Below are 17033 nucleotides of genomic sequence, written 5' to 3'. Positions count from 1 at the left end.
GGATGGGGCGGACGCCGGTCACCCGGGCCCTGCTCCGGGCCCTCGCCCCACCGGTCTGGCGGTCACTTCCCTGGCGGGCGTTGGCCGCGGCCGGCGGGACGGGGCTGCTGCTCGCGGCGAGCACGCGACTGCCGGGGGAGGCGTGGGGCGAGGAGGCGGGCCTGATGCTGCTGAGGCTCATCGCGCTGACCGGCGCGGTCGGTCTGGCGTTCCTCCTCGACGACCCCGCCCGCCACACCACGGCGACGACCCCGCTGGGCCGCCCCGTCAGAGCTGGTCTGCGCCTGGCCATGGCCGCTCCGCTCGCGGCCCTGTGGTGGACGACGGCCCTGCTCCTCCTCCCCGCCGAGACCCGCCCGCCTCTCGGGCCCGTCACGCTGGAGGCCGCGGCGACGGCCACCGCCGCCACAGCCCTCGCGGCGGCGACGATCCGTTTCTCGAACGGCGCGGAAGTGGGCAAGGGCACGGCGCTGTGGCTGGGCGCGGCAGCCGTGGCCGCGGTACTCGTCCCGGCCCGCTGGGGACTGCTGACGCTGCCCGGCGAGCCGTGGTGGGAGGAGACGCAGACGAGATGGGCGGTGGTGCTCGGGGTGACGGCCGCATCGACGCTGCTGTGCACCCCGGAGCCCCTCAGACGCCGGCGCTTCGCCGACTTCGCTCGCTCCGCCCACCTCGCTCCCGGACCACGGAGCCGGGGAGGGCCCGCTAGATGAACCAGCCCTCCACGTCCGCGATCAGGTGCACGTTCCCGGAGTGGTTGAAGAAGGTCACCTTGCCGTCGACGACGGGGACGACGACCTGGTTCGGCACGGTCTGCCCGGCCCGGAAGTTCAGGCTCGACGCGGTGCCGCGCGGGGTGCCCGCGGGGTGGACCGTCACATAGCCGGCGGTCGTCGGCTGGGTCGCCGTGACATTGAGGACGACGGCCGAGGCCTTCGCCGGGACCGGGCCCGCGCCCCCGACCTGAAGCGTCACGGACTGCCCCGGGCCCACCGCGCCCTTGCGGACGCCGAAGCCGGTGCGGGTGTCCATGAGCCGGCGCGCCTCGGCGCCGGTGAAGACCGCGCCGTCGCCGGAGGTGTAGTAGCCGACGACGTCGCCGATCAGGTCGACGGAGCCGGAGTTGTTGGTGAGGGCGACCCTGCCGTTGACGACGGGCACGACGACGAGGTTGGCGATCGTGCGCCCGGTCGGCACGTTCAGGTTGGACGTGCCCGGTCGGGGGGTGCCGTCCGGATAGGCGGTGACGACGGTCGAGCGGGAGGCGTTCGTCGCGGTCACGTTCATGACGACCGCGGTCACCCCGCTCTCCGGCACGCCCTTGACGCCCGCCACCTGGAGCCGCGCGGTGCCGCCCGCGCCGATCTTGGCGCGCGGCACGCCGAGTCCGGCGCGGGTGTCCATGAACCGGGTCGGCGCGAGCGGCCGGAAGGCGGAGCCGGCGGCGCCGGTCGTGCCGGCGGCGTAGTAGCCGGCCACGTCGGCGACGAGGTCGACCTTGCCCGCGGTGTCGGCCATCAGGTCCACCTTGCCGTTGACGACCGGCACCACCACGAGGTTCGACGCCGTCTGCCCGGCGGTGAAGTTGACCAGGGAGGAGCGGTAGGTATCGCCGTTGAACGGGGCGACGGAGATGTGGCCCGGCTTGGTGGCGTTGGTGACCGTCACGTTCAGCACGACGCTGGTCGCCCCGGTGGCCGGGATCCCGCCGGCGCCCGCGACCTTCAGCGAGACCCGCTTCCAGGGGCCGACCTTCGCCTTGGGAGCGCCGACCCCGGAACGGGTGTCGAGCACCCGCTTGGGAGCGAGCGGCCGGTAACGGGAGGGGGCGGTCTCCAGGACGGTGTCGTACGCGTAGAGGTCGCCGTTCGTCAGCTGGACGAAGGCGTCCCCCGCGTCCGGCGCGACCTCGAGGGCGTAGAAGAAGCGGCCGGCCATGACACCGAGCCCGGCGTCGTCCTTCCCGTCCCACTGCGTCTGGACGCTCGCTCCGGGCCCGCCCGCACCGCTCAGCGTGCGCACGACCCGGCCGGACGCGTCGCGCACCAGCACGCGCCAGCGGTCCACGGGGCGCGAGAAGCGCCACAGGGCGTTCCAGGCGGGGTCGTCCGCGTCCGTGGCGCTGAACGCCCCGTCGACGGAGGAGCCGAGGATGACGAGGTCCTGTCCCGCGACCGGCGCCCGCTTCACATGGATGTTCTTCTGCGCGTCGATGTACGCGACGCCGCCGCCGAACCTGTCCACGGCCCAGTCCACCCGCCGGCCCGAGCCGGTCGCGGTGGTCACCGGGATGTCGGCGAACTCGGAGGTCCGTCCCGTCGCCGCGTCGGTGAGCAGCAGCTTCCCGGCCGCGTTGTCCCGGCGTACGACGAAGCCGTCGCCGAGCAGCGCCTCGCCCGCGGGAACGGAGACGCTCTTCCTCAGCTTCGTGTCGTACACACCGGCCTTGGCGCCGCCCGCACAGGCCCAGTACAGCCAGCGGCCCACCGCCTGGAGCTCACCGGGAACGCACCCGGAGCCGAGGTCGAGGTCGGCGGAGGTCGCCTTGGTGACCAGGTCGTAGGAGTTGACCTTGCCGGTCGCGGCGGCGGGCTTCCACAGCTTGCCGCCCCACAGGGCGGCGGCGGAGTGGGGGCGGGTGAGCAGGATCTTGTCGCCGGCGCCGTCGCCGAAGTCGCCCACGTAGAGCTTGGCGCCGTCGGAGGAGAGGGTGTAGCGGCCGCCGGCGTCGGTGAGATCGGCGTTCTCCGGGACGGCCAAGGACCACAAGGAGTTCTCGGTGATCGGTTTCTGGATCGAGCCGCCCTGGGAGACGGCGACCTGTCCGTCGCCGAGCGACCGGATGGCCCGCGGCGGAGCCTGGTTCTGCGTCGGGTACCAGAAGCGTCGCCGTGCGTCGCCCGGCGTGCGGGTGTCGACCTCGTACAGCGTCTGTCCCGGTCCCCGGCTGCTGTCGCTCAGGTAGTTCACCACCCCGCCGCCCGCGTCGAGCCCCTTGTAGGTCGCGGGTACCTGCGGCACCTTCCGCACGACCGTGAGCCGCGGCGCGCCGTCCTCGCCGAGGGTGACGCGGTGTACGGCCCAGTCGCGCGCGCTGCCGCCGCCGACGACGAGGACGCTGCCGTCGGGGGTGACGGTGAGACTGCCGGCCGAGTGGGGGAGCAGCTCACGGGGGGTGCCGCCGCCGATCGGCACGGCGAGGAGCTTCACTCCCTCGGTGTACCTGTCGTAGAACGGGTCGATGTCACGGCGTACGAGGATCCAGTCGCCGATCACGGTGGACCTGGACCAGTCGATCTCGTACCTGTCCTTCGGGGGCAGCGAGGTGGCCACCGGGGTCGCCGAGGGGTCGTCGCGCGGGACCGTCAGTACGGTGCCGAAGTTCTCCGTCACGAGCAGGCGGTCGTGGCCGAGGCTCCGCCGATGGTTCGAGGAGACAGCTGTCGTGGGCGTCAGGGTCGCCTTCGCGTAGTCGAGGTAGTAGCCGGACCACGGACCGCCGGCCGTCGTCCGCGTCGCCAGCAGTGCTCCCCTGATGTCCTGCTCCAGGACGTTCACGACGGAGACGGGTCCGGGCCATCCGGTGACGGGCTGCTCGGTGACCTCGGTGCCCGACAAGCGCAGCAGCCGGAGCCCGTCGTGCTTTCCGTCGGCCCCCTTGACGGTGGTCAGCAGGGAGTCCGGTGTGAAACCGCGGATCCAGGTCTGGTCGGCGGGCAGTTCCAGCTTCGCGGTGACGCCGCCGGTGGCGATGTCGGTGACGGTCAGTAGGCGCGTCGTGGTGTCGTAATGGCCCAGCAGACCCGAGTGGCGGGCGGCGTAGGCGGCGCTGTAGTCCGCGGGCACGGGCGAGTCCGCGCCGGTCGCGTGATCCGTCCAGACCGTCTGGCCGAACTCCTGCTTGTGGACGTAGCCGGTGGAGCCGGCCTGACCGATGTCCTCGCCACGCGGCTTGAACCGCCCCGGGTCCGGGATCACCACCTCGTCGGCGGGCGGCGCGGGCGTCGGCGCGGACGGTTCGGCCAGGGCCGGTCCCGCTGTGGCGGCGGTCAGGCCGGCGGTGACGGCCAGGACGACGGCGGTGGCGAGCGCGGTGCGCGAACGCGCGGCTCGGCGAGTTGCGCGGACGGTGCGAAGCACGTGTGGGTCCCCTCCCCATGACACGGGAGGAGACTCACCCAGGCGTGCCCACGCACACCGAGCCCCCGATCACCCCCCGGTACGCGTGATCCTAATCGAACAGGTTCAAGAAGTCGCCTGTGGCCAGGGGGAGTTAGCCGTGCGTGGACGTCCCGAGGGCGGTCCCGAGGGCGACCTCACGTCTCCGTCCGGTACATCAGGTCCGTCTCGTGCGTGACGAACCCCAGCCGCTCGTACACCGACACCGCCGCCTTGTTGTCGGCGTCGACGTACAGCATCGCCGTGGGCAGGCCCTGCCCCGCGAGATGCCGCAGGCCGATCGTGGTGAGGGACTTGCCGAGCCCCCCGCCCTGCGCGCCGGGCGCGACGCCGAGGACGTACACCTCGCCGAGCCGCTCCTCGGCGTGGACCTTCGTCCAGTGGAAGCCGACGAGCCGCTCCCCGTCGAAGGCGAGGAAGAAGCCCGCCGGGTCGAACCACGCCTCGGCCTTGCGGTCGTCGAGGTCCCGCTGGGTGAGGGAGCCCTGCTCGGGATGGTGGGCGAAGGCGGCGGCGTTGACGGCGAGCCAGGCGGCGTCGTCCTGCCCGGGGACGAAGGCCCGCACGGTGACGCCCTCGGCCAGCACCGGGTCGGGCAGCTCCAGACCGGTCAACGGCCGCCGCATCTGCCGCAGTTCACGGAACAGGGTCAGCCCCAGGACCTGGGCGAGATGCCGGGCGGCGGGGTGGCCGCCGTGGGCCCAGATCCGCAGCCGCTTGCCGGAGGCGGCGAGCAGGGCGGCGCCGAGCGCCCGGCCGTGTCCGTGCCCGCGGTGGGCGGGGTGGACGACGAGTTCGGCGGCCGGCGCCTCGACGGGGTCGGTGTCCTCCAACTGGGCGTAGCCGACGAGTCGGTCGCCGACTTCGAGCAGCAGATGGGAGACGCCCTCCCGGGCGCCGCCCCGCAGTTGCAGCCGGCCCTGCTCGGACACCGCCTGCTGGCCGTCGTTCCGCGCGGCCTCCGCGAGCAGGCCGAGGACGGCCTCGGTCTGCTCGGGGGAGAGCGCGGAGTAGGTCTCGATGGATCGGGAGCCGTAGATCCGTGCGGCGTCGTCGCTGGTCATGCGTACGAGGGTAAAGGGCGGGCCCGCCAAAGCGACGGCAACGGCGAGAGCGTGGACGAACGCGATGCGGAAGCGCGATACGGAAGGCGGACGACGGACGGGAACCAGCCACGCGGCAGCCCCGGAGAGAACCCGGAGCGGAGCCGAAGAAGACAAGCGGAAGACAAGCGGAAGGCAAGGCAAGGCCAAAGGGAAATCAGGATGTAACCATGAACCCCCTGTCGCGCTACGCGCGTTGACCCTAGGCTGCGGCCCGACGGGGCCACTTGTCTCATACGCCTCCCAGGGCCGCCCGGCCCGGAGGACGCGACGCCACCGCCGACACCACCGCCGACACAACAGGGGGGCGCATGCCAGCCACTTCCCAGTCGTATCCGAGCCGCAGACGCCGTACGTACCGTCTGGTCGCCGCGGCCGCCGCTCTCGCCACCGCCGGCGCACTCGCCGCCGCGATGCCGGCGGGCGCCCAGGATGCGAAGGACTCCCGCAAGCAGGAGGACCGTTACCAGGACGTGCAGCTGCTGTCCTTCAACGACCTGCACGGCAACCTCGAACCGCCGTCGGGCTCCTCCGGCCGGGTCACGGAGATCCAGGCGGACGGCACCACGAAGACGATCGACGCGGGCGGCGTCGAGTACCTCGCCACGCACCTGCGCGAGGCGCGCAAGGGCAACCGGTACTCCGTCACCGCGGCCGGCGGCGACATGGTCGGCGCCTCCCCGCTGATCTCGGGCCTGTTCCACGACGAGCCCACCATCGAGGCGCTGAACAAGCTGGAGCTGGACGTCACGTCCGTCGGCAACCACGAGTTCGACGAGGGCCCCAAGGAGCTTCGCCGGCTCCAGAAGGGCGGCTGTCACCCGACGGACGGCTGCTACACGGACAAGAGGTTCCAGGGCGCCGACTTCCCGTACCTCGCGGCGAACGTCCTGGACGAGAAGTCCGGCCAGCCGATCCTGAAGCCGTACTGGGTGTGGAAGGAGCACGGCGTCAAGATCGGCTTCATCGGCGTGACCCTGGAGGACACGCCGGGCGTCGTCTCCGCCGAGGGCGTCAAGGGCCTGAAGTTCAAGGACGAGGTCGAGACGATCAACAAGTACGCCCAGGAGCTCCAGAGCCAGGGCGTGAAGTCGATCGTCGCGCTGATCCACGAGGGCGGCCTGCCGGCCTCCACCTCGTACAACTACAACTGTGACGCGCCGGGCGCGGGCGACGGCATCTCCGGCCCGATCGTCGACATCGCGAAGAACGTCTCGCCGCAGGTGGACGCGCTGGTGACGGGCCACACGCACGCCGCGTACGCGTGCACGATCAACGACCCGTCGGGTCAGCCGCGCACGGTCACCTCGGCCGCGTCCTTCGGCCGGCTGTACACGGACACCACGCTGACCTACGACCGCTTCACCGGCGACATCGCCCGGACCGCGGTGAAGTCGGCGAACCACGTGGTCACCCGGACGGTCCCCAAGGCCCCGGACATGACCGAGCTGATCACCAGGTGGAACACCCTGGCGGCCCCCATCGGCAACCGCGCGATCGGCTACGTCTCCGCCGACGTCCCCAACACGGGCACCGAGTCCCCGATGGGCGACCTGATCGCGGACGCGCAGCTCTGGTACGGCAGGAAGCTCGACGCCGAGACGGACGTCGCGCTGATGAACCCGGGCGGCGTCCGGGCCGGCCTCACCTACGCGGCCAAGGGCGCCGAGGGCGACGGCGTGGTGACGTACGCCGAGGGCTTCACCGTGCAGCCGTTCTCCAACACCGTGAACCTCCAGAACTTCACCGGCGCCCAGCTGATCCAGGTGCTCAAGGAGCAGGTGAGCGGTTCGAACGCGAGCGCGCCGAAGATCCTCCAGCCGTCCGCCAACCTCAGCTACACGCTGGACCTGACGAAGACCGGCGCCGACCGGGTCGTCACGGACTCCATCAAGCTGAACGGCGCGGCCATCGACCCGGCCGCGACCTACCGCGTCGCCACCAACAGCTTCCTCGCGGGCGGCGGCGACGGCTTCACCACGCTGGGCCAGGGCACGAACGACCTCGTCGGCGCCGACGACCTGACGGCCCTCGAGCAGTACCTGACGGCCAACTCCTCGGCCACGGGCCCGATCGCGCCCCCGGCGGCGACCCGGATCACGATCGTGAAGTAGCGCAAGGCCGCTGCCCCGACACACACGTGGGGGCCTGTCCCGTACCGCATACGCGTACGGGACAGGCCCCCACGGGCTTTCCGCCGGGCCCTCCGTCAGTCCTGCGTCAGTCCTGCGTCAGCAGCAGGCGGACCGATCCGCCGGAGGTCTCCTTGCGCCAGGGGAACTCGCAGACCATCTTGTCGACCGCCTTGGCCTCCTCGACGATCGTGCGCTCGGGATAGTCCTTGCACTTGCCGCGGTCGGCGTACCTGGGGCAGGCGCCGTCGGGCTTGCGGAACTGGTGGGACTGCCAGGCGAGCGTGCCCGCGAGCTTCTCGCCGGGCAGCGTCGGCAGGTACTGGTTGCTGAAGAACGAGCCGATCATGCCGCCGGCGAGCGCCATCGCGAGCAGCGCGCCCACCGCCGTGAACTGCCGCGGCCCGCGCGCGACCTGGCCCGGCAGGGCGCGGACGAGCGGAGCGAGCTTCTGCACCGCGAACACGCAGGCCAGCACCGTCAGCGCGGTCAGCGTCACCTGGATCACGATCATGGTGCGGGGGAAGAGCTGGACCTGCTGGTCCGCCTCCATGTGGCCGGCCAGCCAGAACCGGATCAGCCACGCGCTGCCGAAGCAGGCGAGCGGCGCGACGACGACGGCCTTGCGCAGCCCGAGCGCGATGGCGATGCCGAGCCCGATCAGGACGATCACCGCGTAGGTGTGCAGCCCGGCGAACTCGCCGAAGCCGGGGTACTCGCCCGGCTCGTCCCAGGCCCGGCTGCTGAGCGGCGTGGTGCCGATGTACGCCGGTTCGGTCAGGGTGTAGCCCGAGCACCACTGGTCGCGGGTGCTCGTGGCGCCCAGCAGCACCCGCAGGTACACCCCGGCCACCACCAGGAAGCCGACCAGCGAGCTGCCCAGGAACAGCAGGCCCCGCAGACGGCCGGTCTGCCACGGGTAGAAGAAGAGGACGGCGATCAGCACGCCCGGCAGCGACCACACGTGCCAGCCGGAGTAGATGAGGAAGAGCACGCCGAAGGCGACGCCGAGGAAGCCGCCGCGCAGGGCCGTGCCGCGCGCGGTGAAGCGGGGCGAGGCGCGCAGCCACAGCAGCAGCTTCGCGATCAGCGGCACGAGCACCACGAGCACGAACGGGCTGTACGGCTTGTGGGGCAGGGTCTGCTGGAGCGCGGGCAGCAGTCCGACGGCGAGCGCGGGCAGCGGGCTCAGGCAGGACCGCCAGGCCAGGTAGGCGGCCGGGCCGGTCAGCGCGACGAAGGCGATGAACAGCCACTTGAGCCCGAACGCGGGCTGGCCGTCGAGGAATCCGGCCTTGGCCGCGAAGCCGAGCAGGTACGGCACGGCCGGCGGGTAGAAGGCGTCCATCGAGCCGGTGTGCAGGACTTCTTCCGCCCAGCCGAGGATGCGGTTGTTGTCGCCGTACGGTCCGTTGATCGGCCAGGGGGTGCCGCGCAGCGCGAAGACCTGGCCCGCGCCGAGGAAACCGGTGCTCAGTCCGGCGACGGCCGCGGCGGCCAGACGGATCGTCACCGCCCGCACCCGCTCGCTGCCGCGCACGGTCGCCCAGCCCACGACGGCCACGATCGCCAACACCAGTAGTGCGAGACGGAACTGAAGGTTGGACAGCCCGCTGACCTGACCGACCCGGGTGACCGGGCTGTTGGCGACCGTCAGCCCCCAGTAGGTGAAGCCGAGCGCCGTCACGACGGCCACCGCGCACTCGGCGGCGGCAGGCCACCAACGGCGGGCGAGCGCCCGGGAACGGTCCTTGAACGGGCGTCGGCCGACCGGAGGTCTCTCCGCCGGATCGGCCTGCGCTACCTCGGCCTGGGCTTCGTCGGCCCGAGCCCTCTCGGCCTGAGCGGCCTGGGACGGCTCGTCCGTGTCAGCGGGCGGCGATGTCTTCAACTGTGTCTCCATGATGAGCGGCCGGGCACTGGCCTCAGCCGCCGTGAACAAGATCGCACCGCGGCCGCCGGGCACCGGCGACACCACGGGGACGGCCGGACCGGGGCCGTCAAGGGCAGGGAGTCTAAACAGGGGTGATGGGGGAAGGGCTCAGCGGGTTCCCCCGGGCGCCACGCGGATCGCGCGGCCGAGCTTCCGCTTGACGCGGGTCAGCGTCGACGGCGGCTCCGGCACCGGCCGGATCTCCACGGTGAAGCGCACCTGCTTCGGCCCGACGCTCACCGTGTGCGGACGGCCGTCGGCCTCCGGCGGGGCGTCGGCCTTCGGCAGTGTGACGACGCGCTGTTCGGTGCGCTGGGGCACGTCGGGCCCGAGGGCCTTGCCCAGGGCGCCGCGGGCGGTCAGCCCGTGGGCGGTGCAGCGCAGGGAGATCTCCCAGACGCCGGGATCGAGGGGGCGGCCGTCGGCGGCGGAGGCGAGATCGACCGAGGCGCGGAACCCGGCCAGGCCGTAGTCGTAGGTCTCCTTGCCCCGGCTGACCGTGAGGTGCGGCGAGGCTTCGAGCTGCGCCGGGACCGCCGTCTCCCGCTTGCTCGCCGAGTGCCGGAGGACGATCTCGGTCCGCAGGGCGTCGGTGTCCACCTGGTCGAGGTAGGCGTACCCGGAGAGCTCGACGACGCTGCCGTTCCAGTCGACCCTTTCGAGCCGGCGGCGGGGGCTCGCCCCGAGCGCGGCGTCGGTGATGTCGCACAACTCCTCGTACGCGGTGCTGGAGACGGGCGGGAAGGGCGCGGGAGCGTAGAGGCGGCCGTCGCGGAGCAGGGCCTTGCCGGGGCGGCCGGCCACGTCCCACTCGACGACCGCGGCGAGTTCGTCGATGAGGCCCTCGCGCAGGCAGTGCGCCCGCAGCCGCTCCGCGACGTCGAGTTCGGCGAGGACGCCGGGTGTGATCCACGCGTGCGCGTGCGGGGCGGCGAGGTCGACGAGTTCCTTGCGTTCCGCCGCGTCGGCGGCGAGGAAGCGGCGGTCGAAGCGGCGCAGCAGCTCCGCCTTGACGTGCCGGGCCACCATCCGGTCCCGCATCGCCCCGGGCTCGGTGAGGCCGGTGACGAGCTCGACCATCTCCGCGGCCTGGGCGACCATCGTCGGGTAGTCGAGCCCGCCGAGGGTGATGTTGCCGTTGTCGCCGCGCCGGACGAGGTAGTAGCAGTCGTAGTCGGCGAGGATCGATATGACCGTGCTGTGCAGATACGCGCGGGCCACGAAGTGCTGGTCCTCGCTGATGCGCATGTGCTCGGGGAAGCGCAGCCCGTGCTCTTCCAGCATGGCCCGCCGGAACAGCTTGAACGGCATCAGCGTGTAGTAGACGGCCGCTTTGTCGGCCCGGTCCACGTTCTTGGCGAAGACCTGCCGCACCTCCGGCCGGATGATCCGCCCGACGCCGACGAGCTTGCCCAGGACGGTGTCCGCGCCGTTCCGCTCGGCCATGGCGACCAGGCGCTCCAGCGCTTCCGGCCCGAGGCAGTCGTCGCCGTCGAGGAAGAACACGTACCGCCCGGTGGCGTGGTCGAGCCCGACGTTACGGGGCCGGCTGGGGCCGCCGGACGCCTCCTGGTGGATCACCTTCATCCGCCAGGGCTTCTCCTTCGCCCAGGCGTCGAGGACGTCACCGCTGCCGTCCGTGCTGCCGTCGTCGACGGCGACGACCTCGAGGGCGTCCGTCCCGATGCTCTGCCGCGCCACCGACGCGAGGGTCTGCTCCAGGTACGGCATCGCGTTGTACACAGGTATGACAACGGAAACCGTCGGCTGACGCACAGCACTCATCGAGTGGATACCCCCCAAGAGAAACCACGAATGTGTGGACAAGATTAGGTGAACGTGTGTCGGTTTTTGCGTGGTGCTGGGATCGCGTTTGCGACGATCTTGTACAAGCCACGACGGCACGACATCCATGTCGGCACCGCCGGGTGAGTAGAGAAGGGGGAACTGTTCGGATATGTGCATCCGGGTATTTGACTCGATATCAGACCTCCTACGGTCCGACCGCTGCCCGACAAAGGCAGGTTCTGACCGCTCCACCGACCGGCGCTGACTGGCACCGGTGCCTCCGCCCGGGCCGCGGAAGTCAATCAGCCCGATCGATCCGCCCAATGCCGGCGCAGCAAGGCCGACGCCCTCGCCGCCACCCTCATCCCAGGGTCGAAGAGCCCTTCCACTTTCTCGGGGGGCGTTGAATCTATGTAAGGGAAGGCGCGGTTCCCGGCTGCGCCTGAAAATTCTCTCAGTCGTAATTCATCGAGGTCTCAGCGGAATCGGGCTTTTCCCGCTTCGGTGTCCCGTAGTGTTTTGCATGTCGAGAGCGAACGACGCGAAAGCGAAGGTCGTGATCGTGGAGTTGTCTGCAAGGCTGGTAATAGCCGCCATCAAGGGATAATGACAGCTTCGCACATGTGAATCAAAGGTGATTGCGGCAGGTTCGTGAAACGGCTGTCGCAGGATCGTTACGAAAAGCGAGAAGGGGAAAGAAAGAAATGAGCTTTCACAAGATCGCCCCGATGAAGAAGACCCGCAAGACCGCCGCCCCCGCCCCGGCCGCTCCCAAGGCCGGCGCGCAGAAGAAGGCCGCGAAAAAGGTCGCCCCGAAGCGTCGCCCGGTCGCGCACAAGGGCTGACGAACAGGACGATGCGAGGGAGTCGCTGACGTGAGGGAAGCGCGGAAGGCCTTCCGCCGCTTCTGGCCGCTGACCCGCGGCGACCGCCGATGGATGCTGGTCATCGTCGGGTGCGTGATGGTCTCCGCGCTCGCCGAGGCCACGTCGATCCTGCTCTTCGCCGAGCTGACCGACGACGCCCTGGAGGCCGGCTCGCTCGCCGCGTTCTGGGGCCCGGCCGGCGCCTGGCTGGCCGTCGCCGCGGTCGGCGCGCTCGTCGGCTACCTGGGCAACTCGCTCGCGACCTGGACGGCGGAACGTTTCGTCCTGCGGCTGCGCGCGAACGTCTTCCGCCATGTCCAGGGCCTACCGCCCCACTTCTTCCAGAAACACCGTCAGGGCGACCTGGTGGAACGCCTGACAGGCGACGTCGAGGCGATCGAGCAGCTCGTCCTCTCGGGGGTCGTGGGCACCGTCTCCGCGCTCTTCTCCGCCGCCGCAGCCCTCTACCTCCGCTGGGACCTGGCCCTCGCCACCTTCGTCCTAGCCCCCCTCTTCCTGCTCGCCGCCCGCCAGATCGTCCAGCCCCTGCGCCGCCTGATGTCCGGCCGCACGACGATCATGATCACCCACGACCTGACCCTCGCCCCGGACGCCGACCGCATCCTCGTCCTCGACGAGGGCCGCCTCGTGGAATGGGGAGCCCACCCCGAACTGATCGCCCGCCAGGGCGCATACGCCCGCCTGGCGAACCCGTGGCCGCGGGGGGACGCGGCCGAGGACGCGATGGTGCTGCGGGTGTGAGCAGCGGCGGGGCGGGGTGCGAGGGGTGCGCCCGAGCGCCCGGGTGCGAGGAGGCGCCGGAGCGGGACGCGCCGCGTCGAACCCGCTTGCGTCAGCCGCCGTCTCGATCTTGATCCTCCAGGAGGCATATTCAGGTGCCGATCACTCTTCGTGGTGATCGTCGCAGTGTGTGCCGAGGCCGTCGCCCTGTAGGAAAGGGGCCCGCCCACGCGGCCACCGACACAGGAGACGATCGCCATGACCAACAGACAGCGTGTCCGTCTGCCGCGCGGCGGTTCCGCCGTGCTGGCGGCGATGGCCCTCGTGCTGTCGGCGACCCCCACGCACGCGACCTCGGCCTCCACCTCGGTCGGCCTGCCGGGCGGCAACAAGGTCGCGATCAACGCCTGGCACTGCACCCTGTACACCAACGCCTGCGACTGGAAGGCGTCCACGCGCATGTCGGGCAACCGCCCGAGGCTGGCCCGCTGGATCCAGAACCGGGCCGAGCTCGAGGCCCACGGCGTCAGCGTCTCCGTCTCGATCTCGAAGAACCCCGAGGCGACGCTGACGATGGTCCGCAAGTCCCTGGGCGTGGTGCGCTGGAAGAACACCAACGCCAGCATCTCCGACACCTTCGGCCAGATGCGCCCGAGCCGGGGCACCGTGTACGTCTCCACGCGCAGCTGCGGCTCGGCCCAGGTGAGCGGTGCGATCAGGGTCAGCGAGAAGTGCGCCTACGCGGGCGCCTCTTGACCGGTGCCGGGGCGGCGCTGTGCGCCGTCCTGCTGACCTCGTGCACGGACGCCCCTCGGCGTCAGGAGCCGCGACCGCCCGTCGCCCGCCAGCTGGACCTCCTGGTCAGCAGGCAGAACGGCTACCACTATCCGCCGTTCCTGCGGCAGCAGCCGGCGGCTCCCCAGGCGCAGTCCTACGCGTTGCGCACCCTGTCGGAGCTGGGACGCGGCACCCGGACGAGCCTGTCCGCGGCACGCGTCGCCTCGATGCGCCGGGAGGCGCTGGAGTCCTCCCCGCTGTGGGGGCGGACCTGGCTCGTCCCCCTGCGGCAGGCCGGCGCCGTGAAGGCCCTCGGCGCGAGCGACGCGACGGCCGTGGAGCGGCTGCGGACCTCCGGCGGCTGGTACGTCGATCCCGCGCTGGGCGACGACGGCGACGCGGCGCGGCTGGGCGCCACCTGGGCGGCTCTCGACGTCCTCCGGTCGCTCGGGCGGCGGGGTTCGCCGAAGACCGCCGCCTGGCTGAACACGCTGGCCCGCACGCCACGGCCCCTCGACGAGAGCGCCGCGCTGGCCCAGGCCCTGCGGCTGCTGGACCGACCGGTGCCGGAAAACCTGACGGACCTCGACGCGCCGACCCTGGACGGCTGGGCCGCCCTCACCCCCGAGGAACGGGCGGCCCGCCTCGACGACACTCACGACCACGTCCTGATCCAGGAGGCGGCCGGCCGACGGCCCGTCATCGACCGCCGGAGCTGGGAGGCCGTCCTGCGGGAGGGCGCGCGGACCCTCTCCTACGAGCACCTCTACTTCCTCGTCCACATCCTGAGGGCGGCCGGTACCCCGCTGAGCGTGTTCACGCCCGTGGTCGAGCGGCTGGAGGGCGAGCGTCTCACCGACGGGACCGTGCGCGACCCCGACGCCTACCTCGGCGACCCGGACGCCTCCCTCTTCGTCGAACGACTCCGCGCGCTCGCCGGCCTGCCCCTCGAAGACGCCTCGCTCGTCGCCGCGCTCGACCGGGATGAGCGAGCGGGCGCCGCCGGTCAGGACGCCGCCGAACGCCTCAGCCGCGCGGCCCTGCGCGCGGTCGCCGGCGGGGGCGGCACACCGACCGAGGCGCGACGCCTGTGCGCCGACCCGGCGGTGCTGCCCACCACCGTCACCGAACGGAACGCCGCCCAGTGGCAGCGCACCGCCCTCAACTGCGCCGACGCCGGCGTCGAGATCGCCGTCCCGCACGTCCTCGCGTGGCGACCCGACACCCCGGACCGCGCGGTCGCGGCGGCCACCGTCGCCGTGGGCATGGCGGACGCGGGGAGGCGGGACCGCATCCCGAGCTGGATCACGTCGGGTCGCCTCGACAGGTGGGCCCGGCATCCGCGGCGGTTCGCCTCGGTCTACGACTACTCGCTGGTCGTCCGGGCCCACGCGCTGCTCGGCGACGCGCTGGACGCGTCACTGCGGGCCGCGCTGGGACGAGGCGTCTCGGCGTACAAGGGCTGCCCCGGGTTGCCCGATCTGTTCCAGGTAGGCGGCGGGGACACCGCCTGCGACCTCAAGACCACCTGGGGTGTGTGGGCGCTGGACCGGCGACTGCGCGGCCTCATGGGCCGGCTGCCGGACGGCGCCGGCGCGACCGTAGGACGGGCGGAAGTGTGGTGAACGCGTTGCTGCGGGCCGAGGCCGTCGGCAAGTCGTACTCGCTGAAGGGCGAGCGGATCGACGTTCTGCGAGACGTCGATCTCACGGTGCGGGCGGGCGAGATCACGGCCCTCGTCGGCCGCTCCGGCTCCGGGAAGACGACGTTGCTCCACATCCTCGGGCTGCTGGCCGCGCCCGACCGCGGCCGGGTGCTCGTCGGGGAGGCCGACATGTCGGGGCTCGGCGACGGCGCCCTCGCGGACGTGCGCCGCCGCCGGATCGGGTTCGTCTTCCAGGCGTACAGCCTGCTGCCGCAGCACTCGGCGCTCCGCAACGTGCTGCTGCCGCACGCCGGTCCCCGCGCCCGGGGCGAGGAACGGGCCCGCGGGCTCCTGGACCGCGTCGGGCTGGCCGGGCGGGCACGGCACGCCCCCGGCGAACTGTCCGGCGGGGAGCAGCAGCGCGTCGCGCTCGCCCGCGCCCTGATCAACGATCCACCCGTGGTGCTGGCGGACGAACCCACCGGCAACCTCGACGAGGCCGCCGAGCGGGTCCTGCTCGGACTGTTCCGCGAACTCGCCGACGAGGGACGGGCCGTGGTGCTGGTGACGCACGACCCGGCCGTGTCCGACGCGGCGGACGTCGTGCACCGGCTGGACTCCGGCGTGCTGGCGCCCGAGGGGAGCGCCGCGTGAACGTCTTCCTGCTCGCCTGGGCCAACGCCCGCGCGCTGCGCCGCCGGATGTACGGTCTCGTCGCGCTGGTCGCGGTCGGCGGCGCGGTGTGCCTCGGCGCGCTGGGCATCGCCGACACGGCGCGGCGCGCCACCGACTCCGGGGTCGAGCAGAGCGCGGCCAACCGCAGCGTCACCGTCGACAGGCCCGACGGCCGCCCCGGCACCGCGCCGCTGACGGCCCGGACGGCTGCCCGGCTGGCGGGGCTTGCGCACGTGGCCTCCGTGCAGCACCGGGCGCAGGCGTCCTTCGGGATGCACACGCCGGCCGGCGACAGCGTTTTGCTGTACGCGACGACGTATCGCGCGGCGCTCGCGCCGCCCGTCACCGCGTCGGTCCGCGACCGGGTCTTCCCCCTACGGCCGGGCGAGATCGTCGCTCCCGCCACGTCCCAGGGCGTGGACCTGACCCGCATGCTGGGCCGCGACATCGAGATCGAGACGATCCGCTTCGTACGGCCGGGCGAGGGCACCGGCGTCACCCGCCGCGCCCGCCTGGTCGGCGTCTACGACCCGGCCTGGCAGCTGGACGGCCCCGACGCCGCCTACGCCGCCGACTCCTCCGTGGTCGCCTGGGCGGCGGAACGCGCCGGGGAGCCGGCCGATCGCTATCTCGACACCGTCGGCTACGACCAGCTGACCGTCGTCGCCAGGACGGCCGCCGACGTGCCCGGCGTGATGCGGTCGGTCCAGGACCTCGGCTACCCGGCGCTCACCCTCCGCCAGCAACTCGACGCGCTTCCGGCCGTGTTGGAGCTGGTCAGGACGGCCGGCCGGGTGTTGCTGGCGGTGCTCGCCGTGCTGGCCTTCGCCGGCGCGGTCACCGTGACGGGCGCGCTCGCGCGGCAGCGGGTCCAGGAGATCGGCGTCCTCAAGGCGGTCGGTTTCCGCACCGGGGCGGTACTGACCATGCTCGTCGCCGAGATGGCTCTGGCGGGCGCGGTCGCGGCCGTGGCCGGCACGGTGCTCGGCGTGCTGCTCGGCGGGGCGGGCGCGGCCCTGATGCGCGAAAGCGCCGAGCTCGCGCCGTACGCCGAGAGCTGGGTGCCCCTGCCGACGCCGGGGACCGTGCTGACGCTGCTGGTCCTGACCGTGCTGGTGGTGGTGACGGGCGCGCTCGGTCCGGCCCGCGGGGCGGCGCGGATGTCGCCGACGGACGCGATGAAGGACTGGTGAG

12 protein-coding genes are annotated in these 17033 nt (G+C 72.2%); 8 read left to right on the top strand and 4 right to left on the bottom strand.

The features are described from left to right. Nucleotides 1–2 precede the first annotated feature (2 nt). Nucleotides 3–713, top strand: a complete 711-nt coding sequence (locus ACFYX4_RS12295) for an ABC transporter (protein ID WP_389330107.1) — start codon at nucleotides 3–5, stop codon at nucleotides 711–713. Here ACFYX4_RS12295 and ACFYX4_RS12290 read toward each other — a convergent pair. Beyond that, on the bottom strand, nucleotides 706–4140 hold the full coding sequence (locus ACFYX4_RS12290; protein ID WP_389330104.1) for a FlgD immunoglobulin-like domain containing protein: 3435 nt from the start codon (nucleotides 4138–4140) through the stop codon (nucleotides 706–708). The genes ACFYX4_RS12295 and ACFYX4_RS12290 overlap by 8 nt on opposite strands. Nucleotides 4141–4316: 176 nt before the next feature. Next, nucleotides 4317–5243, bottom strand: a complete 927-nt coding sequence (mshD, locus tag ACFYX4_RS12285; RefSeq protein WP_389330101.1) for a mycothiol synthase — start codon at nucleotides 5241–5243, stop codon at nucleotides 4317–4319. A 350-nt stretch (nucleotides 5244–5593) separates the two neighbouring features. Between mshD and ACFYX4_RS12280 the strand changes: the two genes are divergently transcribed. Further along, complete coding sequence (locus ACFYX4_RS12280; RefSeq protein ID WP_389330098.1) at nucleotides 5594–7396, top strand: bifunctional metallophosphatase/5'-nucleotidase; 1803 nt, start codon at nucleotides 5594–5596, stop codon at nucleotides 7394–7396. A 106-nt stretch (nucleotides 7397–7502) separates the two neighbouring features. Here ACFYX4_RS12280 and ACFYX4_RS12275 read toward each other — a convergent pair whose 3' ends face one another. Beyond that, entirely contained in the window at nucleotides 7503–9305 is a 1803-nt protein-coding gene (locus ACFYX4_RS12275) for a hypothetical protein (RefSeq protein ID WP_389330095.1), read from the bottom strand. Between the two features lie 150 nt (nucleotides 9306–9455). After that, a complete protein-coding gene (locus ACFYX4_RS12270; RefSeq protein WP_389330092.1) occupies nucleotides 9456–11132 on the bottom strand; it encodes a glycosyltransferase family 2 protein in 1677 nt (558 codons plus the stop codon). Between the two features lie 707 nt (nucleotides 11133–11839). Between ACFYX4_RS12270 and ACFYX4_RS12265 the strand changes: the two genes are divergently transcribed. From ACFYX4_RS12265 to ACFYX4_RS12240, 6 genes are all read left to right on the top strand, one after another. Further along, the gene (locus tag ACFYX4_RS12265) at nucleotides 11840–11980 is read left to right on the top strand and encodes a hypothetical protein (RefSeq protein WP_389330089.1); all 141 of its coding nucleotides are present in this window, start codon (nucleotides 11840–11842) and stop codon (nucleotides 11978–11980) included. Nucleotides 11981–12010: 30 nt separating this feature from the next. Beyond that, entirely contained in the window at nucleotides 12011–12763 is a 753-nt protein-coding gene (locus ACFYX4_RS12260; RefSeq protein WP_389330086.1) for an ABC transporter transmembrane domain-containing protein, read from the top strand. Between the two features lie 237 nt (nucleotides 12764–13000). Then, complete coding sequence (locus tag ACFYX4_RS12255) at nucleotides 13001–13498, top strand: hypothetical protein (protein WP_389330083.1); 498 nt, start codon at nucleotides 13001–13003, stop codon at nucleotides 13496–13498. After that, a complete protein-coding gene (locus tag ACFYX4_RS12250) occupies nucleotides 13495–15144 on the top strand; it encodes a hypothetical protein (RefSeq protein WP_389330080.1) in 1650 nt (549 codons plus the stop codon). Before ACFYX4_RS12255 ends, ACFYX4_RS12250 begins: the two co-directional genes overlap by 4 nt. Beyond that, nucleotides 15138–15818, top strand: coding sequence for an ABC transporter ATP-binding protein (locus tag ACFYX4_RS12245; protein WP_389330077.1), 681 nt, complete (start codon nucleotides 15138–15140; stop codon nucleotides 15816–15818). Before ACFYX4_RS12250 ends, ACFYX4_RS12245 begins: the two co-directional genes overlap by 7 nt. Beyond that, nucleotides 15815–17032 carry an FtsX-like permease family protein gene (locus ACFYX4_RS12240; RefSeq protein ID WP_389330074.1) on the top strand — a complete coding sequence of 406 codons (1218 nt, stop codon included), beginning with the start codon at nucleotides 15815–15817 and terminating at the stop codon, nucleotides 17030–17032. Before ACFYX4_RS12245 ends, ACFYX4_RS12240 begins: the two co-directional genes overlap by 4 nt. Nucleotide 17033: the final 1 nt, after the last annotated feature.

Source organism: Streptomyces sp. NPDC002328, assembly GCF_042890065.1.
GTDB lineage: Bacteria > Actinomycetota > Actinomycetes > Streptomycetales > Streptomycetaceae > Streptomyces.
Note: the sequence above shows the minus strand (reverse complement) of the source record. Positions and strands in the feature narration are given on the sequence as shown.

Coding starts and splice junctions, on each gene's coding strand:
- ACFYX4_RS12295 (WP_389330107.1), top strand. CDS start 3: ATGGGGCGGACGCCGGTCACCCGGGCCCTGCTCCGGGCCCTCGCCCCA.
- mshD (WP_389330101.1), bottom strand. CDS start 5,243: ATGACCAGCGACGACGCCGCACGGATCTACGGCTCCCGATCCATCGAG.
- ACFYX4_RS12280 (WP_389330098.1), top strand. CDS start 5,594: ATGCCAGCCACTTCCCAGTCGTATCCGAGCCGCAGACGCCGTACGTAC.
- ACFYX4_RS12265 (WP_389330089.1), top strand. CDS start 11,840: ATGAGCTTTCACAAGATCGCCCCGATGAAGAAGACCCGCAAGACCGCC.
- ACFYX4_RS12270 (WP_389330092.1), bottom strand. CDS start 11,132: ATGAGTGCTGTGCGTCAGCCGACGGTTTCCGTTGTCATACCTGTGTAC.
- ACFYX4_RS12255 (WP_389330083.1), top strand. CDS start 13,001: ATGACCAACAGACAGCGTGTCCGTCTGCCGCGCGGCGGTTCCGCCGTG.